23 protein-coding genes are annotated in these 25,873 nt (G+C 70.1%); 13 read left to right on the plus strand and 10 right to left on the minus strand.

The genetic code is table 11. The features are described 5' to 3' along the window. Window position 1: 1 nt before the first annotated feature. The 3 genes from RAMLITH_RS16770 to RAMLITH_RS16780 form a co-directional block, all read right to left on the minus strand. Window positions 2-1,702, minus strand: a complete 1,701-nt coding sequence (locus RAMLITH_RS16770; RefSeq protein ID WP_168108588.1) for an ATP-binding protein — start codon at window positions 1,700-1,702, stop codon at window positions 2-4. Next, the gene (locus RAMLITH_RS16775) at window positions 1,702-3,216 is read right to left on the minus strand and encodes an ATPase domain-containing protein (protein WP_168108589.1); all 1,515 of its coding nucleotides are present in this window, start codon (window positions 3,214-3,216) and stop codon (window positions 1,702-1,704) included. Before RAMLITH_RS16775 ends, RAMLITH_RS16770 begins: the two co-directional genes overlap by 1 nt. Before the next feature lie 171 nt (window positions 3,217-3,387). Then, complete coding sequence (locus tag RAMLITH_RS16780) at window positions 3,388-5,100, minus strand: long-chain-fatty-acid--CoA ligase (RefSeq protein WP_168108590.1); 1,713 nt, start codon at window positions 5,098-5,100, stop codon at window positions 3,388-3,390. A 141-nt stretch (window positions 5,101-5,241) separates the two neighbouring features. On the opposite strand from RAMLITH_RS16780, the gene RAMLITH_RS16785 reads away from it, so the two are divergent. Further along, entirely contained in the window at window positions 5,242-6,222 is a 981-nt protein-coding gene (locus tag RAMLITH_RS16785; RefSeq protein ID WP_238344237.1) for a glycerophosphodiester phosphodiesterase, read from the plus strand. 31 nt (window positions 6,223-6,253) lie between these two features. On the opposite strand, the gene RAMLITH_RS16790 is transcribed toward RAMLITH_RS16785, so the two are convergent. Both RAMLITH_RS16790 and RAMLITH_RS16795 read right to left on the minus strand, forming a co-directional pair. After that, complete coding sequence (locus RAMLITH_RS16790; protein ID WP_168108591.1) at window positions 6,254-6,868, minus strand: class I SAM-dependent methyltransferase; 615 nt, start codon at window positions 6,866-6,868, stop codon at window positions 6,254-6,256. Between the two features lie 68 nt (window positions 6,869-6,936). Further along, entirely contained in the window at window positions 6,937-7,218 is a 282-nt protein-coding gene (locus RAMLITH_RS16795; RefSeq protein WP_168108592.1) for a hypothetical protein, read from the minus strand. 165 nt (window positions 7,219-7,383) lie between these two features. On the opposite strand from RAMLITH_RS16795, the gene RAMLITH_RS16800 reads away from it, so the two are divergent. The 9 genes from RAMLITH_RS16800 (at window position 7,384) to RAMLITH_RS16840 (ending at window position 14,593) form a co-directional block, all read left to right on the plus strand. Beyond that, window positions 7,384-7,770 carry a hypothetical protein gene (locus tag RAMLITH_RS16800; protein WP_168108593.1) on the plus strand — a complete coding sequence of 129 codons (387 nt, stop codon included), beginning with the start codon at window positions 7,384-7,386 and terminating at the stop codon, window positions 7,768-7,770. 80 nt (window positions 7,771-7,850) lie between these two features. Further along, complete coding sequence (locus RAMLITH_RS16805; RefSeq protein ID WP_168108594.1) at window positions 7,851-8,189, plus strand: hypothetical protein; 339 nt, start codon at window positions 7,851-7,853, stop codon at window positions 8,187-8,189. 10 nt (window positions 8,190-8,199) lie between these two features. Next, window positions 8,200-9,609, plus strand: a complete 1,410-nt coding sequence (locus tag RAMLITH_RS16810; RefSeq protein ID WP_168108595.1) for a TolC family protein — start codon at window positions 8,200-8,202, stop codon at window positions 9,607-9,609. A 2-nt stretch (window positions 9,610-9,611) separates the two neighbouring features. Beyond that, entirely contained in the window at window positions 9,612-11,000 is a 1,389-nt protein-coding gene (locus RAMLITH_RS16815) for a multicopper oxidase family protein (protein ID WP_168108596.1), read from the plus strand. Window positions 11,001-11,020: 20 nt separating this feature from the next. Next, complete coding sequence (locus RAMLITH_RS16820; protein WP_168108597.1) at window positions 11,021-11,542, plus strand: cupredoxin domain-containing protein; 522 nt, start codon at window positions 11,021-11,023, stop codon at window positions 11,540-11,542. Window position 11,543: 1 nt separating this feature from the next. Continuing rightward, window positions 11,544-12,041 carry a DUF411 domain-containing protein gene (locus RAMLITH_RS16825; RefSeq protein ID WP_168108598.1) on the plus strand — a complete coding sequence of 166 codons (498 nt, stop codon included), beginning with the start codon at window positions 11,544-11,546 and terminating at the stop codon, window positions 12,039-12,041. Then, window positions 12,038-12,397: a copper-binding protein gene (locus RAMLITH_RS16830; RefSeq protein ID WP_337786165.1), complete on the plus strand. Its 360-nt coding sequence runs from the start codon at window positions 12,038-12,040 to the stop codon at window positions 12,395-12,397. Before RAMLITH_RS16825 ends, RAMLITH_RS16830 begins: the two co-directional genes overlap by 4 nt. Window positions 12,398-12,482: 85 nt before the next feature. Then, window positions 12,483-13,160 carry a heavy metal response regulator transcription factor gene (locus RAMLITH_RS16835; RefSeq protein WP_168108599.1) on the plus strand — a complete coding sequence of 226 codons (678 nt, stop codon included), beginning with the start codon at window positions 12,483-12,485 and terminating at the stop codon, window positions 13,158-13,160. Beyond that, window positions 13,157-14,593, plus strand: coding sequence for a heavy metal sensor histidine kinase (locus tag RAMLITH_RS16840; RefSeq protein WP_337786166.1), 1,437 nt, complete (start codon window positions 13,157-13,159; stop codon window positions 14,591-14,593). The genes RAMLITH_RS16835 and RAMLITH_RS16840 overlap by 4 nt, the downstream gene beginning before the upstream one ends. Window positions 14,594-14,796: 203 nt before the next feature. Here the strand turns inward: RAMLITH_RS16840 and RAMLITH_RS16845 are convergent, their stop codons facing one another. The 3 genes from RAMLITH_RS16845 to RAMLITH_RS16855 all read right to left on the minus strand — a co-directional run bounded on the left by RAMLITH_RS16845 (window position 14,797) and on the right by RAMLITH_RS16855 (window position 17,967). Then, window positions 14,797-17,016, minus strand: coding sequence for a copper-transporting P-type ATPase (locus RAMLITH_RS16845; RefSeq protein WP_168108600.1), 2,220 nt, complete (start codon window positions 17,014-17,016; stop codon window positions 14,797-14,799). Continuing rightward, complete coding sequence (locus tag RAMLITH_RS16850; RefSeq protein ID WP_168108601.1) at window positions 17,013-17,282, minus strand: DUF2933 domain-containing protein; 270 nt, start codon at window positions 17,280-17,282, stop codon at window positions 17,013-17,015. The genes RAMLITH_RS16845 and RAMLITH_RS16850 overlap by 4 nt, the downstream gene beginning before the upstream one ends. 202 nt (window positions 17,283-17,484) lie before the next feature. Then, the gene (locus tag RAMLITH_RS16855) at window positions 17,485-17,967 is read right to left on the minus strand and encodes a DUF305 domain-containing protein (RefSeq protein ID WP_337786167.1); all 483 of its coding nucleotides are present in this window, start codon (window positions 17,965-17,967) and stop codon (window positions 17,485-17,487) included. Window positions 17,968-18,226: 259 nt separating this feature from the next. Between RAMLITH_RS16855 and dsrO the strand changes: the two genes are divergently transcribed. Genes dsrO through RAMLITH_RS16870 form a run of 3 tightly spaced genes read left to right on the plus strand, consistent with a single transcriptional unit; the run spans window position 18,227 to window position 23,142 of the window. Then, window positions 18,227-18,964 (plus strand): sulfate reduction electron transfer complex DsrMKJOP subunit DsrO, encoded by a 738-nt coding sequence (gene dsrO / locus RAMLITH_RS16860; RefSeq protein ID WP_168108602.1) that lies wholly within the window; start codon window positions 18,227-18,229, stop codon window positions 18,962-18,964. A gap of 2 nt (window positions 18,965-18,966) precedes the next feature. Next, entirely contained in the window at window positions 18,967-20,043 is a 1,077-nt protein-coding gene (gene nrfD, locus RAMLITH_RS16865) for an NrfD/PsrC family molybdoenzyme membrane anchor subunit (RefSeq protein WP_168108603.1), read from the plus strand. Window positions 20,044-20,055: 12 nt separating this feature from the next. Beyond that, window positions 20,056-23,142, plus strand: a complete 3,087-nt coding sequence (locus RAMLITH_RS16870; protein WP_168108604.1) for a molybdopterin dinucleotide binding domain-containing protein — start codon at window positions 20,056-20,058, stop codon at window positions 23,140-23,142. Between the two features lie 148 nt (window positions 23,143-23,290). Here the strand turns inward: RAMLITH_RS16870 and RAMLITH_RS16875 are convergent, their stop codons facing one another. Both RAMLITH_RS16875 and RAMLITH_RS16880 read right to left on the minus strand, forming a co-directional pair. Further along, complete coding sequence (locus RAMLITH_RS16875) at window positions 23,291-23,923, minus strand: response regulator transcription factor (protein ID WP_168108605.1); 633 nt, start codon at window positions 23,921-23,923, stop codon at window positions 23,291-23,293. Further along, window positions 23,907-25,748, minus strand: coding sequence for a sensor histidine kinase (locus RAMLITH_RS16880; RefSeq protein ID WP_202883281.1), 1,842 nt, complete (start codon window positions 25,746-25,748; stop codon window positions 23,907-23,909). The genes RAMLITH_RS16875 and RAMLITH_RS16880 overlap by 17 nt, the downstream gene beginning before the upstream one ends. Window positions 25,749-25,873: the final 125 nt, after the last annotated feature.

Here is a 25,873-nt window from a genome sequence, read left to right on the forward strand (position 1 = left end):
ATCAGGCGCTCACGACGCGCTGGCGCTCGGCGTCGCGCTCGAGCGCATTGGCGACGGCCGTTCCCAGCGAGTTGATGTCGAACGGCTTGCGCAGGATCGCCGGCTTGCCGGCCAGCCGTTCGACGGCCGCCATGTCGGCATAGCCGGTTGCGAGGATCACCGGCAGGTCACCGACCAGGGCGCGGGCCTTGGAGATCACTTCGGCGCCGGTCATGTCCGGCATGGCGTAGTCGACCACCAGCAGGTCGGGCTTGCTGCTCGCGATCGCCGCCAGCCCCTCGGTGCCGTTCGGCGCCTCCGTCACCGCGTAGCCGATCAGGCCCAGGCACTCGACGATCACGCGGCGCACGTCGGCGTCGTCCTCGACAACCAGGATCCGCCGCGGCGCCGCCGGCGCCGGAATCTCGGGCGCCTGGCTGGGCTCGGGCGTCGGCTGGGCGTCGGCCGGCGCCGCCGGGAAATGCAGTTCCACGGTGGTCCCCTTGCCCAGTTCGCTCTTGATGGAGGCGGTGCCGCCGGACTGCCGCGCGAATCCGTACACCTGGCTCAGGCCCAGCCCGGTGCCGCTGCCCAGCGGCTTGGTCGTGAAGAATGGATCGAAGACCTTGGACAGCAGCTGCGTGGGGATCCCGCTGCCGGTGTCGGTCACGCGGACGACGACGTAGCGGCCGGGCTCCAGGTGTTCCTCGGCCTCGCTGCGTTCGTCGGTGCAGGTCGAGATCGTGAGGGTGCCGCCGTCCGGCATCGCGTCGCGCGAGTTCACGGCGAGGTTGAGCACAGCCATTTCGAGCTGGCTCGCGTCGACGACCACCGCCGCCTGCTCCTCGCACAGGTCCAGTTTCACCTCCACCGCCGAACCGGCCGAGATTTCCAGCAGGTCCTTCATCCCGAGCAGCAGCTTGTTCACGCTCGTCAACTTGGGCAGCAGCGACTGGCTGCGGGCGAACGACAGCAACTGGCCGGTCAGCTTGGCGCCGCGCCGGGCCGCGCTCTTGGCGCGGTCGACCACCGGCTTGACCTTTTCCTCCTTCGCGTACAGCGAAATGAGTTCCAGGTTCATGTTGACCACGTGCAGCAGGTTGTTGAAGTCGTGGGCGATGCCGCCGGTCAGGCGGCCGATCGCCTCCATCTTCTGCACCTGCGTCAGCGCGGCCTGGGCCCGCTCGCGCTCGGCGATCTCCTTCATCAGCCGGTCATTGGCACTGGCGAGCTCCCGGGTGCGCTCGAGGATGCGCGCCTCCAGCTGGCTGTTGAGCCGCTCCACTTCGGTGCGGGTGCGGCTGAGTTCGTCCAGGTGCTGGCGGGTCGCGTACTGGCGTTTGCGCGCCCGCACCGCGGCGTCGGCCGCGCTCAGCAGCGTTTCGGAATTGAGCGGCCGCTCCAGCAGGATCACGTTGCCCAGCCGGTGCAGCGACTGGATCGCCTCGGCGGAGCGCCCGGCCACCTGCTTGGTGGCGAGCACGATGAACGGGAAGTCCGACCACGAAGGCTGCGCCGCGAGCCAGCCGGAGAGCGAGCGGATCAAGGTCCCGTCGGCGAGCGCCTCCTCGGTGACGATGGCCGCGGCCGCGCCTTCGTTGATGCAGCGCAGCAGCTGGGCCGGCTCGTCGCACACCACGCCCACGTGCGCCTGGCCCAGCACGCCCTGGACGACGGTGGCGTCGCGACCGCGCGGCGCATGGATCAGGACACGCAATTCCATCAGGCGGCCGGCTCCTCGCGGTCGCTCAGCAGCGGCAGGCGACCCTTGTACGACGTGACCCCGCTCAACACGCCTTCGAAATCGGTCAGTGCCTCGCCGACCTGGATGCCCGCGGTACCGAGTCCGAACTCGCGGATCGTCATTTCGTGGGCGCTGGTGCGGCTCTTGACCACCGAAACCGCCTTCAGCAGGCTGCCGCGTGCCTCGAAGAACCGGAACAGCAGGATCGCATCGCTCAGGTAGCTCAGGTCGACGTCGGTGCGCACGTCCCCCAGGACCCCGTGCAGGCCCAGGATCATGATGGTCACGACCCCGCGCCGGTTCAGGTATCCCAGCAGCTCGTGCATCTGCAGCAGCAGGTGCTTGTCCCCCGACATCGCCTGCAGGTAGGCGTTCAGGCTGTCGATCACCACCATGCGCGCGCCGCGCTCCTCCACCGCCCCCCGCACCATGTTCGCGAAGGCCCCCGGCGAGACCTCGGCGGGATCGAGCGTGAGCATCTCCAGCTGGCCGCTGTCGAGGTACTCCTCCACGCCGAGATCCAGCGCCTGCGAGCGGGCGAGCAAGGTCGCCAGGCCCTCGTCGAACAGGTAATACGCCGCCACCTCGCCGCGCTGCAGCGCGGCGCGCACGCAGGCCACCGCCGTGGTGGTCTTGCCCACGCCCGAGGGCCCGCTGAACAGCGTGTTGCTGCCGCGCGCCAACCCGCCGCCCAGCAGGGCGTCGAGGGCCTGCGTCCCGGTACTCACCATGGACGTATCCATCGATCGGCGATGCTCGGCCGCGACCAGGCGCGGGTACACGGCCAGCCCCCCGGTGTCCAGGCTGAAATCGTGGTCACCCCCGCGGAAGCGGATGCCGCGCATCTTCACCACGCGCAGGCGCCGCCGCTCGGGACCGTACTGGTCCACCACCTGTTGCAGCTGTACCACCCCATGGGCGATGCTGTGCAGTTGCACGTTGTCGTATTCGGCGCTGCGGTCGTCCAGCAGCAGCACGGTGCAGCCGCGACTGGCGAAGAAGCCCTTCAGGGCCAGCACCTGCCGCCGGTAGCGTAGCGGGTTCTGCGCCAGCAGCCGCATCTCGGACAGGCTGTCGAACACCACCCGTGAAGGCTGGAGGCGCTCGACGGCGGCCATGACGCCGCGGGTGGTCTCGCCGAGCTCAACCTCGGCCGGGTGCAGGATCGACTGCTCCGAAGCGGGGCTGAGCCCTTCCTCGGTGACCAGCTCGAACACCTCCACGCCGTCGAGCGACCAGCCGTGCGACGCGGCCACCGTATGCAGTTCGGCGGCTGTTTCGGACAAGGTGATGTACAGCCCCTTCTCGCCGGCCTCCACGCCGCGCCGCAGGAACTGCAACCCCAGCGTCGTCTTGCCGGAGCCGGGCGTGCCTTCCACGAGGTACAGGTGATCCGCCGGAAGCCCGCCTCCCAGGATGTCGTCGAGGCCGGGAATGCCGGTCGACGCCCGCTCCTGTTCCGGAATGTCGATGCTCTTGGGTGCTTGTCTCATGTCAGTGGATGCCAACCGTGCATCGTAGAGGTGCCGGCGGCGAAAGGATGTAGTCCGTTTCCGACACATCCTTCCGTGAAACGCTCGTTGTCCGGTGAGTGTCAGCCCCGGCCGGTACGGAAGGGGCGGCGGGCGCGCCCTGGAACGTTCGTGCTCGTCGCGCGGCGCCCTTCACGCGGGCCTGCGTGCTTCGGCTTCCTGCAAGGTGCGCCACATCACCTTGCCGCTGCCGCTCTTGGGCAACGCGTCGGCGAACTCGACGATACGCGGCACCTTGTACACCGCCATGTGATCCCGGCACCAGTCGATCACGTCCTGCTCGCTCACCTGGCCGCGATGCCCGGCGCGCAGGACGACCACGGCCTTGACGGTCTCGCCGCGATAGGCGTCGCGGGTGGCGATGACGCAGGCTTCCTGGATCGCCGGATGCCGGAACATCAGCGCTTCCACCTCCGCCGGCCACACCTTGAAACCCGAGGCGTTGATCATCCGCTTGAGCCGGTCGGTGATGAAGAAGTAGCCGTCCTGGTCGACGCGGCCGAGGTCGCCGGTGCGGAAGAACTTTCGGCCGTCGAACTCGATGAAGGCGGCGGCGGAGGCCTCCGGCTGCTTCCAGTAGCCGGAGAACACCATCGGGCCGTGGACGATGATCTCGCCCTGTTCGCCAACCGGCATCTCGTCGCCGGTTTCGGGGTCGATGACCCGCGCATCGCAACTCATGAACGGAATGCCCAGGCACTGCTGCTTGGGGGCGTCGGGCGGATTGCTGTGGCTGGGCGCCGCGGTCTCCGTGAGTCCGTAGCCTTCCACGTACCGCAGCTGGAACTGCTCGAGCAGGCGCTGCGCCACGGCCTGCGGCATGGCCGCCCCGCCGCCGCCGATGTAGGCGAGGCTGGTGAGGTCGTACTGGTCGAAATTGGGGCTGGCCATCAGGTCGATGACCATGGTCGGGATGTTCGTCCAGGCGGTCACCTGCCAGCGCGAGATCAGACGCCCGGCCAGTTCGCGGTCCCAGCGCGGCATCACGACCTGGGTCGAGCCGGTGTAGATCGCGTTGTGCATCAGGCTCACCATGCCGGTGATGTGGAACATGGGTACCACCAGCAGCGATACCGTCTCGCAGGTCGCGTTGCCCCAGGCGGAACTCGCCACCGCGTTGTGCATGATGGTGCGGTGCAGGTGCATGCATCCCTTGGGCAGGCCCGTCGTTCCGCTGGTGTACGGCAGCAAGGCAAGGTCGTCGGGGCCGACGTCGAGCGTCGGCGCTGGCGAGTTGCCGGCCAACGCGTCCGCCCACGTCGAGGCGGCGCCGCCGGCCAGCGCAGGCAGATCGTGGCGCGGCAGCAGCCAGGCGCGCCAGGCCGACGGCAGCGGGTCCGCTTCGGGGGCGTCGGGATCGAAGGCGTCGGTGAAGTGGGTGACGACCAGGTGCTGCAGCCCCTGCCCCGCCGGCAGTTCGTTGCTGGCGCGCGCCAGTTCGGGCGCCAGGTCGGACGTCGTGATCGCCACCCTGGCGTCCGGGTCCTGGATGTAGTGCTTCAGCTCCTCGGCCCGGTTCATCGGGTTCACCGGCACCACCACGGCGTTGGCCCGCAGGATGCCGAAGTGCGCGATCACCAGTTGCGGGCAGTTCTGCATGTCCAGCAGCACGCGGTCGCCCTTGCGAACCCCCAGCGCATGCAGCCGCGCCGCGATCCGTTCGGCGCTGTCGCGCACCTCGCGATACGTGAAGACGCGACCGAGGAAGATCAGCGCCGCCCGCTCCGGATAGCGCCGCGCGCTGATGTCCAGGTTGTCCCACAGGGAGGTGGCAGGCGGGGAGAGGCGGTGCGGCAGGCGCTTGGGCCAGAACTGGTGGTGCGGACGCTTCGGGGCAGTGGACACGGGTGGGCTCCTGAAGCGGCGAGCCTAGCGGCGGGGCCGCCCGCAGGCATCGGGAAAGCCCCGGGGGCTTCATTCCGCTGTGCAGGCGCGCCCGGCCGGGATCGCACTGGCGGCGGCGCCGCGTGCCGGCACAATCGGACGATGCCATTGTCCAGGACCTTGCTCGCGCCCCTGATGGCCGCGCTCGCGATCGCCGGCGCGGCGCCCTGCCTCGCCTTCGACCTGCAAGGCCACCGCGGCGCGCGCGGCCTCGCGCCGGAAAACACCGTGCCGGCCTTCGAGCGGGCGCTGGAGATCGGCATCACGACGCTGGAGCTGGACGTGGGAGTCACCGCCGACGGCGTGGTCGTCGTCCTGCACGACCCGTTCCTGAACCCGGCGATCACGCGCGATGCCGCCGGCCACTGGCTGCCCGGCGGACAGGGGCCCCTGGTGCGGTCGCTGACGCTTGCGCAGGTGCAGGCGCACGACGTCGGACGCATCAGGCCCGATACGGCGTATGCCAGGACATTCCAGGCGCAGGAGGGCCGCGACGGCGTGCGCGTGCCGACGCTCGCCGCGGTCTTCGAGCGCGTGAAGTCGCTCGCGGCCGACCACGTGCGCTTCAACATCGAGACCAAGCTGAACCCGCTGCGGCCGCAGGAAACAGTGACGCCCGAAGCGATGACGCGCGCCGTGCTCCGGGTGGTCGCCGACGCCGGTATGGCGCAGCGGGTGGCGATCCAGAGCTTCGACTGGCGCAGCCTGCAACTGGTACGCCAGCTCGCGCCGTCGATTCCGACGGTCCATCTGACGATCCAGACCGCGAACAACGACAACGTGCGCGACGGCGCCTGGACGGCTGGACTGCGCATCGGCGACCACGGCAGCGTGCCCAGGCTGGTGCAGGCCGCCGGCGGCAGGATCTGGTCGCCCAACCAGGGCGCGCTCACCGAGGCCCTGGTGCGGGACGCGCACTCGCTGGGACTGCAGGTAGTGCCCTGGACGGTCAACGAACCAGCCGACATGGAGCGGCTGATCGCCTGGGGCGTGGACGGGCTCATCAGCGACTACCCCGACCGCCTGCGCGCCGTGCTCGCAGCCCGGGGCATGCCGCTGCCGCCGCCGGTTCCGGCGAGATAGATCCCGGACCGGCGCCTTCAGTGGCGCGTGTTCAATGCAGCACGCAGTGGCAGTAGACGAACTGCTGGACCGCGCCGGCCGGCGTGCGGTGCTGTTCTGTCAGGCGGTCCACCAGTTCGAACGAATCCCCGAACTGCGCATGCAGGGCGCCCGGCTCGTAGCGCACCACGGGCAGGCCGCTGCACTGTTCCGGACCCTCGGGGCCGAACGCGGCCACGATGACATGGCCGCCCGGCCGCACGGCGCGGCGCACCTGCGCGACGTAGGCGGCACGGTCGGCCGGGTCGGTGAGAAAGTGGAACACGGCCCGGTCATGCCAGATGTCGTAGGCGGCCGGCTCGAGCTGGACGCGGGTGATGTCGCCGGCGATCCAGTGCACGCCCTTCGCGGCGGCCCCCAGGCGCTGCCGGGCCACCTGGAGGGCCGCGGCCGAGATGTCGAGGACCGTGACGTCGCCCATCCCGTGCAGCAGCAGGTCGTCGACCAGCGTGGAGGCCCCGCCGCCCACGTCGATCACGCGCGTGCCGGGGCCGGCGCCGATCCGCCGGATCAGGTCCAGCGACAGCGCGGCATGCGGCTGGTACCAGCTCACCGCGTCGGGCGAGCGGCTGGCATACACGTGTTCCCAATGGGCGGCCGTTTCCATCGACTCCTCCTGCAAGAGAACCGATCTTACGGCCACCGCGGCCGGGCGGGCGAGCGCCCGGGCTCCGGTCAGCGGGTCAGCTTGGCCAGGACGAAGCCGACGACGAAGGCGCCGGCCACCACGGCCAGCGGGTTGGCGCGGACCTGCTCGCGCGCCATGTCGCCGTATTCCTGCTGCCATCCCATCATCTTCTCGCCGCTGGAGCCGATGGTCTGCTCGAGGCGGTCGACCGCTTCGTGGGCTTTCTGCGCGACGCGGCGGACGGTGGTCTCGTTGCCGCTGCCGTTCAGGCCGGTGGACCCCATCGACGTGTTCATGCTGCTCATGCTCTCGCTGGTTTCGCTGTTCATGGTGCTTCCTCTTCTCGGGCTGTCGAAAAAATCGCCAGCGGCGCCGGCGAAACACCACTGTAGGAAGCTCGGCGTCAGCAACGTGTCGGCCAAACCGCCGCAGCGGTTGTAGGACAATCGCCTGCCGCTGCAAGCGCGGCCGTGCGAACTGCGTATCATCGCGCGATGCTTCGCTGGCTCCTCATCCTCGCAATGGCCGTGCTGCCCTGGCACGGGTGGGCCGGCGGCGGGCTGGCGGCCGTTCCCGCGCCACTCCAGCAGCAGGCGGCGCAGGCCAGCACGTTCGCCACCGGGTCCTCTCACGAGGCCCACCCCGGGCATGCCAGTGCCGACTGCCTGGACGAAGTCGCTGCCGCGGACCACCACGCGGCGGCCGGCACGGATGGCGGCTGCCCGGGCTGCTCCATGTGTCACTCCTGCTCACCCGTCGGCCTGCCGGCCATGACGGCGGTGCCGCCGGCCGACTCCGCCCCGCCCCAGCGCCTCGCGAGCGCCGCGAGCCGCTTCGCCAGCGCCGAGCGCCTTCCCGGCCTGAAGCCGCCCATCTCCTGACGCCCAAGCCCGAGGTGCGTCCGCTGCCGACATGAAAGGCCGCGGCGGACGCGATGTTCGTCGTCCAGGGAGAGTCAGTCTTGAAGATCATCGTCTTGGCGGCCGCAGCGGCCGCAGCGGCCGCAGCAGCGGGGGGCGCCGCCATGGCCCAGCCATCCGCCGGTCCGTCCGATCCAGCCGCGCCCGTGCCGGCGTCCGTCCATCGCTCCGTGTTCGAGGGCCTGCCGGCAGGCGTGGAGCAGGAACAGCTGGACTGGAGAGAGGCCAACGCCGACGTGGCCCGGTTTGCGCGCGGCCATGCCGACTACGTGAAGTGGGAGGAGCAGCAGCTGGGCGGCGCACCGGCGCCATCCGCGGGCATCGCGCCACCTGCCGGGGCCACCCCACCTGCCCGCCAGCAGGGCCACCGCCATCACTAGGGGCTGCGCGATGGAACACCTGGGAAAAGGACTGGCGCCGCTGGCGCTCGCCGTGCTGGCGGGCTGCAGCACCGTCTCGCCGGATGCATTGCGCGGGGACGTCGACCGGCTCGCACAAGGCAGGGTCGGCGACGTGGCGCCGGCGCCGGCCGGCCAGAGCCGGAACGAAGCCGTGCAGGCCCTGCTGGCCAAGGGGCCGCTGGACGCCGCGGCCGCCGTGCGCGTGGCGCTGCTGAACAGCCAGTCGCTGCAGGCCAGCCTGGCGACCCTGGAAATCAGCGAAGCCGAGCGCGTGCAGGCCGGCATCCTGCCCAATCCGCTGCTCGCGGTCGGTCGGCTGCGCGAGGACCAGTTCGTCGAGATCGAGCGGCTGATCAGCTTCAACGTGCTGAACCTGGTGACGCTGCCCTGGCGCACCCGTTTCGCCGGCCAGCAGGCCGAGCTGGCCCGGCTGCGGGCGGCGCAAGTCCTGATCCAGCACGCGGCCGACACCCGCAAGGCCTGGTTCAGCGCCGTCGCCGCGCAGCAGACGGCCAACTACCTGCGCGATGCCATGGAAGCCGCCGAAGCCGGCGCGGAACTCGCGCGGCGAATGGCCAAGGTCGGCAACTGGAGCCGCCTGCAGCAGGCGCGGGAGCAGGCGACGCTCGCCGACATCGCGGCGCAGCTCGCGCGGGCGCGGCAGTCGGCGCTCGCCGAACGCGAGAAGCTCACCCGGCTGATGGGGCTGTGGGGTGCGCAAGCCCGGTACACCCTGCCCGAACGCCTGCCCGACCTGCCCCGGGAGCTGCCGCAGCGCACCGACGTCGAAGCGCAGGCGCTGCGCGAGCGGCTCGACGTGCGCGCGGCGAAGGACGAGGCCCGCTACGTGGCGGACTCGCTGGGGTTCACCCGCGTCACCGGCGCGATCAACGTGCTGGAACTCGGGTACCAGCGCAACACGACGTTCGACCACGCGAGCGGCCACAAGGAGATCGCCCGCGGTCCGGAAATCGAGGTCACGCTGCCGCTGTTCGACTGGGGCCAGGGGCGCGCCGCCCGCGCCGAGGCGACGTACCGGCAGGCTGCCGCCAAGGTCGGCGCCGTGGCGGTGCAGGCGCGCAGCGAGGTACGCGAGTCGTGGCATGGCTGGCGCACCAGCTACGACGTGGCACGCCACTACCGCGACGAGATGGTTCCGCTCGCGAAGTTCATCAACGACGAAACGGTGCTGCGCTACAACGGCATGCTCTCCAGCGTGTGGGAGTTGCTGCGCGAGGCGCGCAACCACGTGGCCGCCGTGAACGGCGCCATCGCCGCGCAGCGCGACTTCTGGATCGCGGACACCGACCTCAACACCGCCCTCACCGGCACCTCGCCGGGCGCGCTCGCTGCCATGACCGCCGCCCCCGGACCAGCCGCCGCTGCGCAAGGACACTGAGCATGGACAGAAGAAGATTCTTCGGTGGCGCCGCGGTCGGCGCGATGGCCGCCGCCTCCGTCGCCAAGGTGGCGATGGCCGCGTTGCCCGAGCCGGTGACCACCGACAGCGCCGACACCGCGCCGCCGCTGGAGCCGCCGACCGGCCGCCCGTACCGGCCGGTGGTCACCCTCAACGGCTGGACCCTGCCCTGGCGCATGAACAACGGCGTCAAGGAGTTCCACGTCGTGGCCGAGCCCGTGGTGCGCGAGATCGCGCCCGGCATGAAGGCCAACCTGTGGGGCTACAACGGCCAGAGCCCCGGGCCGACCATCGAGGTGGTGGAAGGCGACCGGGTGCGCATCTTCGTGACCAACCGGCTGCCGGAACACACCAGCATCCACTGGCACGGGCAGCGCCTGCCCAACGGCATGGACGGGGTCGGCGGCATCACGCAGCCACAGATCCCGCCCGGCAAGACATTCGTCTACGAGTTCGTCGCCAGCCGGCCCGGCAACTTCATGTACCACCCGCACGCCGACGAGATGGTGCAGATGGCGATGGGGATGATGGGCTTCTGGGTGACGCACCCGAAGGGCCGGCATCCGCTGATCGAGACGGTGCAACGCGACTTCTGCTTCCTCATGGCCTCGTACGACATCGAGCCGGGCAGCGCCACGCCGCGCGTGAACACGATGCTGGACTTCAACCTGTTCACGTTCAACAGCCGCGTCTTTCCCGGCATCGCGGCGATGAACGTGCGCCAGGGCGACAAGGTGCGCATCCGGATGGGCAATCTCACGATGACCAACCACCCGATCCACCTGCACGGCCATGAATTCATGGTCACGGGCACCGACGGCGGGCCGACGCCCAGGCCGGCGCGCTGGCACGAGGTGACGACCGACGTCGCCGTGGGCCAGATGCGCCAGGTGGAATTCGTGGCCGACGCGCCGGGCGACTGGGCGTTCCACTGCCACAAGAGCCACCACACGATGAACGCGATGGGCCACGACGTGCCGACGATGATCGGCGTCGAGCACCGCGGCCTGGTCGGCAAGATCCAGAAGCTGGTGCCCGACTACATGGTGATGGGCGAACGCGGCATGGCCGACATGGGCGGCGAGATGGAGATGCCGCTGCCGGACAACACGCTGCCGATGATGAGCGGGCGGGGCCAGTTCGGACCCGCCGAGATGGGCGGCATGTTCACCCTGGTGAAGGTGCGGCGCGACCAGCGCCCGGGCGACTTCAGCGACCCCGGCGACTACAGGCATCCGCCAGGCACCGTCGCCTACGAGTTCACCGGCGCGCTGCCCGAACCGGCTCGTGCCGCGGCCCCGCCCGGCCAGGCGCCGGCGCAGCTGAACGTCCGCAAGCCGAAACCGTCCGGCCATTCCGGCCATCACTGAACACGAAAGGAACTGCATTCATGACATACCAGGCAGTGGCCACGGCGGCCATCCTCACGTTCTCCGCAGCCGCGGCGCTGGCCGGGGCCGGCCACCACGGGCACGGGCAAGGGGCCAGGAAGGCCGGCGTGCCCGCCAGGGAGCAGACGGCGTGGGGCGTGGCCGGCGACGCCAGGGGCGCGCGCACGATCGAGGTGACGATGACCGACGACATGCGGTTCACGCCCCAGCGCATCCAGGTGCGCCAGGGCGACACCATCCGCTTCGTCGTCCGCAACAACGGAAAGATGCTGCACGAGATGGTGCTGGGGACCAAGGCATCGCTCGAGGAGCACGCGGCCCTGATGGTGAAGTTTCCCGGCATGGAACACGACGAGCCCTACATGACCCATGTCAAGCCGGGTGCACGCCAGGCGATTGTGTGGAACTTCAACCGTCCGGGAGAATTCCACTATGCATGCCTCATAGCCGGTCACTACCAGGCCGGCATGGTCGGCACCATCAGCGTGGTGCCGGCGGGCACAACAACCGCAAGGAACTGAAATGACCGAGACCACAACGCCCCTCGCATCCCGCCGACGGCTGCTGCTGGCCATGGGGCTGCTGCCGCTCGCCGGCGCCGTGCACGCCGCCGCGCCGGCCGCCGCCCTGCCGCCGGTGGAGGTCTGGAAGGAGCCGACCTGCGGCTGCTGCAAGGACTGGATCGCCCACATGGAGGCCAACGGCTTCAAGGTGTTCGTCAACACCGGCGGCACGCAGGCGGCCAAGCAGCGGCTCGGCATTCCGCAGGACATGGGGTCGTGCCACACGGCCAAGGTCGGCGGGTATGCCCTCGAAGGACATGTGCCGGCGAAGGACATCAAGCGCCTGCTCAAGGAAAAGCCCAATGCCGTGGGCCTGGCCGCACCGGGCATGCCGATCGGATCGCCCGGCATGGACACGCCGGCCTACAACGGCAAGAAGAACCCGTACAACGTGATGCTGATCGCGAAGAACGGGAAGCACACCGTCTACCAGAAATACGAAGGAAACAACCTGTGAAGAACGTCCACGCCATCCTCATCGCCGCGGCCACGGCCGCCATTGCCGCCGCCTCGCTGCCGGCCCGTGCCCAGAGCCACGCCCACGGACACGACGCGCCGGCGAAGGCAGTCAAGGTCGCGGACACCGCTGGCGAGCTGAGCGAGGGCGAAGTCCGCAAGGTGGACAAGGCGGGCAAGAAGATCACCCTGCGCCATGGGCCCCTGAAGAACCTCGACATGCCGCCCATGACCATGGTGTTCCAGGTCGGCGATCCGGCCATGCTGGACAAGGTCAAGGCCGGCGACAAGGTGCGCTTCGTCGCGGCGAACCCGGGCGGCAAGCTGACCATCACCCGGATCGAAGCGGCCAGGTAGACGGCCCACCGCAGAGGCGCCCTGGATGGGTCCGGCCATTGCCGGGCCCATCACGCCTGCCGGGCGGCGCGAGGCAAGGAGGGACATGAAGATCCTGGTCATCGAAGACGAGGTCAAGGCCGCGGCGTACATCCGCCAGGGCCTGGCCGAGAGCGGCCATGCGGTCGACGTCGCGCACAACGGCACCGACGGCCTGCACGCGGCCGCCACCGGCGACCATGACCTCGTGATCCTCGACGTCCAGTTGCCCGGCATCGACGGCTTTGCCGTGCTCTCCGCGCTGCGCACCTCGAAGCAGGTGCCCGTGCTGATGCTCACGGCGCGCGGCAAGACCGACGACAAGGTGCGCGGCTTCGACCTGGGCGCCGACGACTACCTGGTCAAGCCCTTCCAGTTCCCCGAGCTGCTGGCCCGGGTGCGTGCGCTGCTCAAACGCGGACAGCCGGCGCACGCCGATCCGGTGGTGCGGGTGGCCGACCTCGAGCTCGACGCCGTACGGCACCGGGCCACCCGGGGCGGCCAGCGCATCGACCTCACCGCCAAGGAATTCGCCCTGCTCACGCTCCTCAGCCAGCGCAGCGGCGAGGTGCTCTCCCGCACGCAGATCGCCTCGCTGGTCTGGGACATCCATTTCGACTCCGACAGCAATGTCGTCGAGGTCGCGGTGCGCCGGCTGCGCTCCAAGATCGACGACCCCTTTCCCGAAAAGCTGATCCACACCGTGCGTGGGGTCGGCTACGTGCTGGAGCGGCGCGACGAGTGACCAGGACGCCGCGCCTGTGGCCTGGCCGTCACCGCGGCTCCCTGGCGGTGCGGCTTGCCATCGCCAGCGCCCTGTTCGGACTGGTGGTCGCTGCCGGCGCAATGCTCGTCGGCGTCTGGACGCTCCTGAATCAGCTGGACGAGCGTGCGGCGGTGCAGGTGCAAGGGCGGCGCGAACTGCTGGTGCACGTGCTGGCCAGCCTGCCTTCGCTGGCGGCGGTGCCCGAATCGCAATCGCGCTTCGACGAGCTGTTCTTCGGCCACGACGACCTGCACCTTGCCCTGGTCGAGCGCCGCAGCGATCGCCTGCTGTTGACTTCTTCCGAGGTGGCGACGCACTCGCTCACCGCCCTCGGCCACGCCGCCGCCGAAGCCGACATCGTGCACTCGTGGATCACGCCGGACAATGTCCGTTTCAGCGGCCTCCACGGGACCGCGCTGGTCGGGGACGGCGGCGAAGTGGAGTTCTTCCTGTCCGTCGATCGCCGCCACGACGCAGCCCTGCTGGCAGGCTTCGTCAAGTCCACCTTGCTGGCACTGCCGCTGCTGCTGCTGCTGGTGGCCCTCGGCGCCGGCCTGGTGGCGCGCATGGGGCTGGCGCCGCTGCGTCGGCTGAACAAGGTCGCCGCGTCCATCGGCACCAGGTCCCTGAACCAGCGCCTGACCGTCGACGGCCTGCCGGCGGAGCTTGCCGACGTGGCGCTGGAGTTCAACCGGATGCTGCAACGCATCGACGACGGCTACCGCCAGTTGCAGGACTTCGCCGGCGATCTCGCCCACGAGATGCGCACGCCCGTGGCGACGCTGGTCGGACGCACGCAGGTCGCGCTCTCGCACGGGCGCAGCGCCGACGAACTGCGCGAGGTGCTCGAAGGCAACGGCGACGAACTGGAGCGTCTCGCGCGGCTGATCTCCGACATGCTGTTCCTGGCGCAGGCCGATCATGAGACGGTCAAGATCCAGCCGGAGCCGGTGGACCTCGCCGCCGAGTCGCAGCGCGTGGCCGAATACATCGGCGTGGTCGCCGAAGAGAAGAACGTGGCTCTGCAGGTCCAGGGCAGCGCGCCGGCCATCGCGGCGGACCGCCTGCTGGTGCAGCGCGCGATCACGAACCTGCTGTCGAACGCCGTGCGGCATGCCAGCGCCGGCTCGCGCGTCGAGGTCGCCCTCGAGGCCGGCGCCGACGCGGTCACGCTTTCGGTCGCCAACCGCGGCGAGACGATCGCGCCGGAACACCTGGATCGCATCTTCGAGCGGTTCTGGCGCGGCGACACCGGCAGGGCCCGCCGCGAGGGCGGCACGGGGCTCGGGCTGGCGATCGTGCGCTCGATCATGAAGGCCCATGGCGGCAGCATCCGCGTGCAAAGCGGCGCTGGCCGGACCACGTTCACCCTGAAGTTTCCCCGCGCGCGCGCCGCTGCGGCTCGGTCCTGACCGGCCATGCGCTGGCGCATGTCGGGTGCCATGTCCTTCATGTGCTCCTGCATCAACGCCTGCTGCTCGGCGGCACCCTTGCCGGACATTTCCTTGCAGTCCATCTCGCACATCTTCGTGGCACGGCGCGCAGTGCCCCGCCTGATCTCCGCCCCGAGCCGTGAGGGCGGCCCGGCTTTCCGCGCCGCCTTCATTGCCGCGCTTCACCCCGCTGGCGCGGCAGCTCCGCGCAGCCGCAGTGCATTGGTCACCACCGACACCGAACTCAGGCTCATGGCCAGCGCGGCGATCATCGGCGACAGCAGCAGTCCGGTAAACGGGTAGAGCACGCCGGCCGCGAGCGGCACGCCCAGCGCGTTGTAGATGAACGCGAACCCGAGGTTCTGCCGCATGTTGCGCACGGCGTCCAGGGAAATCCGCCGCGCGCGTGCGATGCCGCGCAAGTCGCCGCGCACCAGCGTCAGGTGAGCGCTGTTGATCGCGACGTCGGTTCCGGTGCCCATCGCGATGCCGACGTTGGCCTTGGCCAGCGCCGGCGCGTCGTTGATGCCGTCGCCGGCCATGCCGACGATCCTGCCTTGCGCCTGCAGCCGCTCCACCAGGTCCAGCTTGTCGCGCGGCTTCACCTCGCCGTGCACTTCGGCTATGCCCAGGCGCGCGGCGACCGAGCGCGCGGTGGTGACGCCGTCGCCGGTGGCCATGATCACCTCGATCCCTGCCGCGCGCAGTTGCTCCATGGCTTCCATGGTGCTGGCCTTCACCGGATCGGCCACGGCGAGCACTCCCGCCAGCCGCCCGTCGACGGCGAGATACATGGCGCTGGCGCCTTCGGAGCGCAGCGACTCGGCTCGCGTCGCCAGCGGCTGCCAGTCGACGCCCTCGCCTTCCATCAAGGCGGTGTTGCCGAGCGCCAGCGACCGGCCCTCGACGCGGCCGCGCACGCCGATGCCGCTCGCCGACTCGAAGCTTTCCGGCCTGGCCAACGCGAGCCCTGCCGAGCGGGCATGCGCGACGATGGCATGCGCCAGCGGATGCTCGCTGCCCTGGTCCAGGCTGGCCGCCAGGCGCAGCACCTCGTCCCCGGCGAAGCCCGGCGCGGGCGCCACGCTGTGGAAGGCCGGCTTGCCCTCGGTGAGGGTGCCGGTCTTGTCGACGATCAGCGTGTCCACCTTGCGCAGTCCCTCGATCGCCGCGGCGTCGCGGAACAGGATGCCCTGGGTGGCGGCGCGGCCAGTGGCCGCCATGATGGACATCGGCGTGGCCAGCCCGAGCGCGCACGGGCAGGCGATGATCAGCACCGCCACGGCGTTGATGAAGCCATAGACCCAGCTGGGCTGCGGTCCCCAGAGGCCCCACGCCGCGAGCGTCAGCACGGCGACCAGCACCACGGCCACGACGAAGTAGCCCGCCACCACGTCCGCCAGCCGCTGCATAGGCGCGCGGGAGCGTTGCGCCTGGGCCACCATCTGCACGATCTGCGAGAGCATGGTCTGCGCGCCGACCCGCTCCGAGCGCATGACGAGGCTGCCACTGGTGTTGATGGTGGCACCGATCACCTTGTCGCCGGGGCGCTTGCTCACCGGCAGCGGCTCGCCCGTCAGCATGGACTCGTCCACGGCGCTCTCGCCTTCCGTCACCTCGCCGTCCACCGGCACTTTCTCGCCCGGCCGGATCCGCAGGACGTCGCCCGGATGGACATGGGCGATCGGCACGTCCTCCTCGGCGCCGTCGGCGGCGATGCGGCGTGCCGTCTTCGGCGCGAGCCCCAGCAGCGACTTGATCGCGGCAGAGGTCTGAGAGCGGGCCTTCAGCTCCAGGATCTGCCCCAGGAGCGTCAGCGAGACGATCACGGCCGCCGCCTCGAAATAGACGCCGATCCGTCCACCGTGACCGCGGAAACTGTCCGGAAACGCGCCGGGTACGAGGGTCGCGAGCACGCTGTAGGCGAAGGCGGCGAACACGCCCAGGCCGATCAGCGTCCACATGTTGGGGCTGCGCCGGCGCACCGAGCGCCAGCCGCGCACGAAGAAGGGCCAGCCGGCCCACAGCACCACCGGCGTCGTGAGCACGAGTTCCAGCCAGCTTTGCCCCGGCAGGCCGCCTTCGCGCCAGCGCACGGCGAACATCGCGATCAGCGTCGCGACCACCGTGAGCGGCAATGTCCACCAGAAGCGGAGGCGGAAGTCCTTCAGCTCGGGGTCCTCGCCTTCGTCCAGCGCCGATAGCACCGGCTCCAGCGTCATGCCGCATTTCGGGCAGTTGCCGGGCGCCGGCTGGCGGATCTCCGGATGCATAGGGCAGGTGTAGACGGTCCCCTCCGCGGCCGGCTGCGCGTCCGGCCGCGGCACGGCCTGGGCCGGCGAAGGGTGGTGGTGCGCCTGCGTATGCTCGCCGTGGTGCTGGTGCGCCTGCGGTGTCGTCATCCTGTCGTGCTCCGGCTGTCGTCGATGTGGTCATGGCCGCGCTCGTCGCGTCCGTCCGGCCGGCGGTGCGAGCCATGGCGGTGGCCCAGCAGGTGCATCAGAGGGCACGCGAGCAGCAGCAGGAATGGCCAGACCTCGCCCAGGTGGGCGCTGTGGCGCCACACCAGCCACACCACCGCGGCGGCGAGGCCCAGCCACAGCAGCCACTGCTTGACCCGCGCAATGACGGCTTTGCGGTCGGCGCCGTCGGACGGGAGGCGTGTCATGGCGATCTCCTGGCGGGCGCGCCATGCAGCGCGTCCTCCAGGGAATCCTAGGCGAAGGGCCGCCGCGCCGGAGCCAGATGACGAAATTGTCATCGGCAGGTCAGCTCGGCGCCGCGGGCGTTTTCTACAGTCGCCCCGTGGGCTTCCTCAAGCCCGGCTCCGCCGGGCTCGCTCGTGCCGGGGTGCCGCCAGCCGCAGATCCTCACCGTTGCCGGTCCAGCCGCGCGCGGATCGCATCCATCTGCCTGATCTCCTCGCGCTGGGCGCGAGCGATTTCGCCGCACAGCTTCACCAGCTCCGGGTCACTTAGCCGGGCCTCGCGGCACATGAGGATCGCGCCGGAGTGGTGCGGAATCATCGATGCGATGAACTGCCCGTCGCCCACGGACGCCTGCGTCCGGGTGCCGCCGAACGCCGCGGCGAACAGGAGCACCAAGCCGGCGTACAGCGCCACGTTCAGGGACTTGTTGCGGTACATGCCGCCCATGGTGGCCAGCATGATGATCCCCATCGGCGCCACCATGGTCAGCGCCATGTAGAGCATGTTGATGTTGTTCCGGAAATCGCGCCAGCCGTCGATCATCGAGAACATCACCAGGTACATCGCGGCCAGGCTGAGCAGCATGTTCAAGGCGAACATGCCATAGGGATGCCTGGCGTGGTGCTGCATGGGTTCTTCTTTCACGATGGAGGTCCTTTCGCTGGGGGTGCCGGCTCGTACGCCCGCGCAGCGGCCGGCGAATCGACAAGACAAGGCTCCTGATCCTGCGCAAGACCGGCGCCGCCGCATGCCGGACTGTCCCTCGTCGCGGTGCAGGACCCGGCGCTTGCGGCAGTGCAGCGCCCCCGGATAGGGATCTTTCCCTATCCCGATCGCTTCTTATGACAATTTCGCCGCTGTGGGCCCGGTCCTAAGCTCGTCTTCACTCATACGGAGCCTTGCGATGAAAGACCAACCACTGCCCAGCCGCCGCATGTTCCTGGCGGCGTTGCCGGTCGTGACCGCGGGCCTGGCGGCCTCGCCGCCGGCACGCGCCGCAGGCGGTGTCCAGCCGCGCTGGGGCATGCTGATCGACACCCGGCGTTGCATCGGTTGCCAGGCCTGCACGATCGGCTGCTCGATGGAGAACGCGCTGCCCATCGGGCAGTTCCGCACCACCGTCGCCACCTACGCCGTCACCAATGGCTACGGCCGCACCGGCGTCGCCATGGTGCCCCGCACCTGCAACCACTGCGACGAGCCGCCGTGCATCCCGGTCTGCCCCGTGGGCGCCACCTACAAGCGCGACGACGGCGTGGTGCTGGTCGACGGCGACAAGTGCGTCGGCTGCGCGTACTGCACGCAAGCCTGTCCGTACGAAGCGCGCTTCATCAACCACGAGACCGGCAAGGCCGACAAGTGCACTTTCTGCAGCCACCGGGTGGATGCCGGCCTGCTGCCGGCCTGCGTCGAAACCTGCGTCGGCGGCGCCCGGGTGTTCGGCGACCTGAACGACGCCAACAGCGAGATCAGCCGCCGCATCAAGGCCGCCGCGGGCCGCACCAGCGTGCTCAAGCCGGAGGCGAACAGCAAGCCCAACGTCTTCTACATCGGCCTGGACAGCGAACTGGACGGTCGCGTCGAAGGCGAATCCGCCGCCGAGATGATGTGGCGGCCCGGCCAGACCACCCACGGAGCATGACCATGAACAGCACCGTTGAAATCCTCGGCTTCGCCCGCGAGGCTTCCTGGCTGCCCTGGGCGGTCCAGTACTTCTTCCTGGTGGGCATCTCCGCCGCCGGGTTTTTCCTGTCCGTCCCGGGCCTGGTCTTCGGCCGCGCGCGCTGGTCGGCCGTTTCGCGGCAGGCGCTGCTGGTGGCCCTGGTCTGCGGGCTCACCGCGCCGGTCGCGCTCCTGTCCGACCTGCACCAGCCGGGACGATTCCTCAACTTCTACCTGCACCCGAATCTGCGGTCGTGGATGGCCTGGGGCTCGTTCTTCATTCCCTTGTACCTGGGCGGCCTGCTGCTGTACGCGTGGCTGTGCCTGCGGCCGCAACTGGCGGCGCTGGCGCAGTCCGAGTCCGGCACGCGCCTCGCTGCGGTGTACCGCGCGCTCGCCTACGGCGGCCATGACAACCGGGCGGCAGTGAAGCTCGCCGCCTTGGTCACCGCGATCGGCGCCGTGCTGATCCTGCTGTACACGGGCATGGAAGTGATGGTGGTGCATGCCCGTGCGCTGTGGAACACGCCGTTGCTGCCGCTGCTGCTGGCGACGACGGCTTTCACGGGTGGGCTGGGCATGACGGCACTCTTCGCGGCGATCACGCGCCAGGACGCTGCGGCGCCCCTGCTCAACCGGGGGATCGCGCTCACGCAGTGGCTGCTGCTCGCGCTGCTGGCCGGGTGGCTGGTCTCCGGCCTCTCCGGCATCTCGCCGGCGGCCGCCGAGGCGCTGGCCGCGGTTCGCGGTTCCGCCGGCTGGGCGATGACCTTCGCCTGGCTGCTGGCGGCCACGCTCCTGACGATCTGGGTTGCGCAGCGCCGGCCGCACTCGCTGGTGCTCGTAGCTCTGCTCGCGCTGCACGGCGCCTGGGCCTTCCGCTGGATCCTGTTGATGGGCGGCCAGGCGATTCCCAAGATGGGCAGCGCCTTCCACCCCTATTCGCTCACGCTGACGCGGGACGGCCTGCTCGGCATCGTCGGCACCACCGGCCTGTTCCTCGCCGTCTACATCGTCCTCACCAGCTTCATTCCGTGGAATGAGCCGGCCAGGGCGTAAAGGAGTCCAGTCATGAAGATCAGCAGACGTCGCCAGGTGCTCGCCGTCGGAGGCGTCGCCGCCTTCGCCGCCGGGTTCTCGGAAACCGCGGGCCGCATGGTCGGCAAGCTCATGGGGCAGGACAAGCCCAAACACAAGACCGCCGGCAATGCGCCCGCGCCCGAGTTCACCGTGGACCGCAACGGGCACGTCGCCGTGAACACGGCGCAGCAGGTGAGTTACACCACCTGCCTGGGTTGCACCACGATGTGCGGCGTGCGGGTGCGCACCGACCGCGCCACCGGCAAGGTGCTGCGCGTGGCCGGCAATCCGTACAGCCCGCTGTCGACCGACCCGCACCTGCCGATGAAGGCCAGCGTGCGCGAGAGCTTCGCCGCGATCTCCGCCTTCGAGGGCAAGGGCCTCGCCGGCCGTTCGACCGCCTGCGGCCGCGGCAACGCGGTGGCGCAGCAGATCGACTCCCCGTACCGCGTGCTGACGCCGCTCAAGCGCGTCGGGCCGCGCAACGGCGGCAAATGGGAGCCGATTTCCTTCGAGCAACTGGTCAAAGAAGTCGTGGAAGGCGGCAACCTGTTCGGCGAAGGCCCGGTGGCCGGCCTGGCCGCGTTGCGTGACACGAAGACGCCGATCGACGCCGCCCAGCCCGAGTTCGGGCCGCGCGTGAACCAGGTCGCGGTGCTGTCCAGCGTCAACGACGGCCGCGAGAGCTTCGCGCGCCGCTTCTTCAACAAGTCCTACGGCACGATGAACTTCTTCGGCCACGGCTCCTACTGCGGCGGCGCCTACCGCTCGGGATCGGCGGCGCTGTTCGGCGACCTGAAGGGCCTGCCGCATGCCAAGCCCGACTTCGCCAACGCCGAGTTCGTCCTGTTCGTCGGCACCGCGCCCGGGCAGGCCGGCAACCCGTTCAAGCGCCAGGGCACGCTGGTGGCCAAGGCCCGCACCGAAGGCAAGCTGTCCTATGTGGTCGTCGATCCGGTGCTCACCCACGCCAGCAGCCGCGTGAGCGGCGACCGCGGCCGCTGGGTGCCGATCCGCCCCGGCACCGACGGGGCGATGGCGATGGCGATCATGCGCTGGATGTTCGAGAACGAGCGCATCGACGGCCGCTTCCTCTCCTTCCCCAACGCGGAACTCGCCAAGGCCAATGGCGAACCGTCCGTCTCCAACGCCACCCACCTCGTCATCGTCGAAGCGAAGCATCCGCGCGAAGGCCGGATGTTGCGGGCGTCCGACCTCGGTGCGGCCGTGGCCGAGGACCAGCGCTACAAGGAAGGCGACGCCTTCGTGTGCCTCGACGAGGCCGGCAGGCCGGTGTTCCACGACAAGGCGACCGGCCCGGCCCAGCTGTTCGTCGACACCGTGCTGCAGGTCGGCGAGCAGCCCCTGCGAGTCAAGTCGTCCCTGCAACTGCTGAAGGAAGAAGCGCTGCGGCTGGACCTGGCCGCCTACTCGCAAGCCTGCGGCATCGACGTCGCGACGCTGGAAGGCCTGGCGCGCGAACTCACGGCGCACGGCAAGAAGGCGTCGGTGATCGCGCACGGCGGGATGATGAGCGGCAGCGGCTTCTACAACGCCTATGCGCTGATGACGATCAACGCGCTCCTGGGCAACCTCAACTGGAAGGGCGGCCTGGTCGCGAACGGCGGCGGCTTCAAGCCCGACGGCGAAGGGCCGCGCTACAACCTCGACACGTTCCCGGGGATGGTCAAGCCGGGCGGCACGCCGATCGGGCGCAACGTGCCGTACGAAAAGACTTCCGAGTTCGCGGCGCGCAAGGTGCAAGGCAAGCCGTACCCGGCGAAGGCGCCGTGGTTCCCGAACGCGCCCGGCCTCACGACCGAGGCGCTGCCCGCCGCCGTGAACGGCTACCCGTACGGCCTGAAGGCGCTGGTCCTGTGGTCGTCGAATCCGATGTACGGCATTCCGGGGCTGCGCGAACGCATCGGCCGCGACCTGGCGGACCCGAAGAAGCTGCCGCTGATCGTATCGGTCGATCCGTTCATCAACGAGAGCAACGCCTACGCGGACTACATCGTGCCGGACTCGCTGATGTACGAGAGCTGGGGCTGGGTGGCGCCGTGGAACGGCGTACCGACCAAGTCCATGGGCGCCCGCTGGCCGGTGGTCGAGCCGAAGGCGAGCAGGACGCCGGACGGCCAGCCGATCGGCATGGAGACATTCTTCATGGCGCTGGCCAAGGCGATGAAGCTGCCCGGGTTCGGCGCGGAAGCCCTCACCGACGCGGAAGGCAACAGCTATCCGCTGGAGCGGCCCGAGGACTGGTACCTGCGGGCCGGCGCCAACATCGCGTGGCTCGGCAAGGAGCCGGTTGCCGACGCGACCGAGGAGGACATCCTGCTGTCCGGCGTGCAGCGCATCGCCCCGGCGCTGCAGCGCACGCTCAAACCGGAGGAGGTCGCGAAGGTGGCGTTCCTGCTCACGCGCGGCGGCCGCTACCAGCCGGCGAAGGAGGCCTACGACGAAGAGAACGCCGAGTGGATGCGCAACCCGCTCAAGCAGATGTGCCATCTGTGGAACGAGAGCCTCGGCACGACGAAGAACAGCCTTTCGGGCAAGCGCAACACCGGCTGCGCCACGTGGAAGGAAGCGACGTTCGCCGACGGCACGCCCATGCGCAAGCTGTACCCGGCGTCCGAGTGGCCGCTGGAACTGGTGAGCTACAAGTCGGCGTTGCAGAACCCGTACTCGATCGGCGCGACGCGGCTGCTGGCGGTGCATCCGGAGAACCCGGTGCTGGTCCATCCGGACGACGCGAAGCGGCTGCGCCTCGAAATGGGTGACCTGGCCGAGATCGCGACGCCCAACGGCAGCGTGCGGGCGCGGATCATGGTGCACCCCGGCGTGATGCCGGGCGTCGCGGCCTTCGAGCACGGCTTCGGCCATCGCGAGCTCGGCGCCCGCGCCCACCGCATCGGCAGGGAGCGCCAACCCGAGGACGCGCGGCTCGCCGCGGGCGTGAACCTCAACGACGTCGGCGTGCTCGATCCCACCCGCGCCGATCGCGCGCCCTGGGTCGATTCGGTGTCGGGCACCTCGGTGCGCAACGGCCTGCCCGCGCGGATCAGGCTCGTGTGAAGCGTTTGGGTGGGCACTCGCGCTGCCCGCCTCGAAGACTGCGTGGAACAACGTGCAACGCAGTCTCCCTTGCGGCCAGGATCCGGCTTCGCCGGTCCTGGTCGCACCGATCAGCCTCCGCGAAATCGCTTCGGCGATTTCACGGAGATCAATCCAGCGCCGCCGGATCGGCCCGCAGCATGAGGCGGGCCAGTTCGGCGGCCGACGACACGCCCGCCTTCTCCATCACGTGCTGGCGATGGATGTGGACGGTCTTCTCGCTGATACCCAGGTTGGCGGCGATCAGCTTGTTGGGCTGCCCCTGCGCCACGAGCTGCGCCACCTCGCGTTCCCGCGGCGACAGCGCGCCCAGCAGCCGCACCGCCTCCTCCCGGACCTGCTGCTCGAGCAGCGCCTCCGCGCTGCGCCGCATCGCGGCCGCGACCGCGTCGAGCACCACCTGGTCCTTGAACGGCTTCTCGATGAAGTCGGCGGCGCCCGATTTCATGGCCTGCACGGCCATCGACACGTCGGCATGTCCGGTCATGAACACGATCGGCACGGCGATGCCGCGCGCCTGGAGCACCTGCTGCAGCTCGAGCCCGCTCATGGCCGGCATGCGGATGTCCAGCAGCACGCATGACGGCTGCCGGGCCTGGCCCACCGCCTCCAGGAACTCCTCGGCCGATGCGTGCAGCTGCACCTTCCACTCCACCGATTCGAGCAGGAAGCGCAGCGAGCGCCGCAGCGCGGGGTCGTCGTCGACGACGTGAACGACGCATTGGTCAGGCTGGTAGTTCATGGCAGGGGAGCGAAAAAGTGAAGCGCATGCCGGCTCCGCCGGCGTTGGGTTCGGCCCAGAGCCGGCCCCCGTGCGCTTCGATGATGGTCTTGCAGATCGGCAGCCCCAGGCCCAGGCCGTCGGGCTTGGTGGTGAAGAACGGCTCGAACAGGCGCGCGCGCTGCGCCTCGTCCAGACCGACCCCGCGGTCGATGACGTGCACCAGCACGCGGCTGCCGGCCGCTTCGATGTCGACCTCGATCGCCTGGCGCGCCGGTGGCAGGCCGCGCGCGGCGTCGATCGCATTCTTGACCAGGTTCAGCAGCACCTGCTGGATCTGCTGCGGGTCGGCGAGCACGGCGCGCCCGGGTGACGACCGGTCGTGGATCGCGATCTCGGGCGCGTGCGCGAGCATGCCCGTGACGAGGCGCCTGGCTTCGGCGGCGATCGCGGCGAGGTCCACCGGTTCGCGCACCGCCGCGCGCTTCCTGGCGAAATGGCGGATCCGCTGGACGATTCCGCCCGCCCGCTCGGCCTCGTCGGCGATCTCGGTGCAGGCCTGCGACAGCGCCTCCGGCGTGAGCGTCCGGTTGTCCTGGCGCCGCAGCAGGCTGCGGGCATAGGTGCCGATGGTCGTCAGCGGCTGGTTGATCTCGTGGGCCAGGCTGCCCGAGAGCTCGCCCAGCACCGACAGCCGGGACAGGTGCTCCATCTGTTCCTGGTTCTCGCGCATGCGCGCTTCGGCCAGCTGGCGCGCCTGCAGCGATTCGCGCAGTTCGGCCGTGCGCCTGTGCACCTGGTACTCGACCCGCACCGTGTGCACGATGCCCGCGATGAGCAGGACCACCAGCCCCAGCAGCCAGGGCCAGAAACGGCGCGCCAGCGCCTCCGGGGTCAGGCGGTGCAGGTCGGCGTACGGCCCCACGCCCAGTCCCTGGTACAGCTCGTGCACGGGCCGATAGTCGGCCGGCACCGTCCAGCTCAACAAGCCTTGCCCATCCGGCATGGCCAGCAGCGCGCGGGCGACGGCCTTGGCCAGCGCCGGATCGGTCTGCCGGGTGACGGCAATCGGCCAGTCCGGATAGAGCGGCGTCGAGGTCGCGCACGGGAAGCCGTCCTCCTGGCGCGCGCCAACCACCCGCAGGTCGCCCGGCCGCACGTACTCCTCGTCCAGCAACTGCTCCAGCAGACAGGTGCGCACGATGCCCGCATCGACGTCGCCGCGGCGGACGGCATCGACGATGTTGTTCATCGGCAGGCCCATGAAGCGCACGGCGAGGTCGGATTCGGGGTCCAACCCCCGCCGTTTCAGCTCGCCGGCCACGATCAGCCAGCCGCCGAAGGCGTCCGGGGCCACGGCCGCCACCCGCCGCCCGGCCAGCGCGGCGAGGTCGGGCAGGTCGGCGCGGTCGGCGCGCGCAATCACCACCGAACCGATGGCCCGGTCCGGCGAGCGCACGTTCGGGGCGGCGAGCGTGGCGATGCGGCTGAGTCCGAACTCGGCCTCCATGGTCACGTAATAGCCGGGGTTCGTGATGACGAGGTCCACCCGGTGCTCCGCGATGGCGCGCCGCAACCCGGCCGCGTCGTAATGGTCCAGGCGGAACCGGTGCTCAGGCAGGGCGGCGTTCAGGTCGCGGATGACCGGCGACCAGTCGGCGATGGCGGCGCGCTCGCCCTGCCACGCGAAGACGCCGATGGCGACTTCGCGGGCGGTCGCCTGCCCGGCCGCCAGCAGGCCGGCCAGCACGGCCGCGCCCAGCAGGCGCAGGCCCGCGCCGGCGCGAGCCCACGCGGTCCCGGGCGCGCCGCGACCCGCTGCCGTGGTGACGAGTGGCGTTTTCAAGATAGACCCGCCGACTATTGGCGCTGGCGGCGCCCGCTCCATTGATGACTGTCAAGCACGGCCACATTCCGCGCGCGAGCTGGGCAGCACCTGTCACGAACGCTTGCCGCAGTCCCACGGCCGGC

Origin of the sequence: Ramlibacter lithotrophicus (genome assembly GCF_012184415.1) — a bacterium.
Lineage (GTDB): Bacteria > Pseudomonadota > Gammaproteobacteria > Burkholderiales > Burkholderiaceae_C > Ramlibacter > Ramlibacter lithotrophicus.